This window comes from Lentilactobacillus kefiri, from assembly GCF_007989105.1.
Classification (GTDB): Bacteria; Bacillota; Bacilli; order Lactobacillales; family Lactobacillaceae; genus Lentilactobacillus; species Lentilactobacillus kefiri.
In genome coordinates, this window is the sequence record NZ_BJVK01000115.1 from 1 (window position 1) to 573 (window position 573).

Annotated in this window: 1 protein-coding gene; it reads right to left on the minus strand. The window is 41.5% G+C overall.

The features are described from left to right. Positions 1–468: helix-turn-helix domain-containing protein (locus LKE01_RS11975; RefSeq protein WP_146979261.1), on the minus strand; the 468-nt coding region annotated here is incomplete at its 3' end. Positions 469–573: the final 105 nt, after the last annotated feature.

Sequence of the window (573 nt, forward strand, 5' to 3'; positions counted from 1 at the left end):
GCCTCGCTTTTCTTGATAAGCTTTATTGTGGCGAGACTTGCCGTGATGCCTTAGATGGCGCACGGCACTAGAGCTGCCAGATTTAAACAAATTATCAAATAAGCCATTGAAAATCCCACGGTAAATAGTCGTGGTACTGATCTGCACCGGATACTTTTCGACTGCCAAGCGATTCGATATTTCCTCCGGAGACCAAAGGTCTTCGCAGAAGTGTTCTCTCACCACTTCAAACACCTGAGGATTACTCAAAAGAGAGACTCTGCCACAGTTGCCTTTGCGCTGTTTGTACTTCTCCTGAGCCTTCGAAGGTGAATAGGATTTACCAGTAGAATTACGGCTTAATTCTCGAGAAATGGTTGAGTAACTTTTCTTGATATGGCTGGCAATCTCACGAAGTGAGTTTCCATGATTCCTCATTAAAAAGATAGTTTCCCGTTCATCTATGGTAATATGCTTGTAGTGATCCATGGCTAAATTCCTTTCATGATTGTTTTCGCAAACATCATTTTACAGGAATTTGGCCATGGGCCATTCTTTATTTAATTAGTGTTGCACTTAAAGTGTAAATTCAAG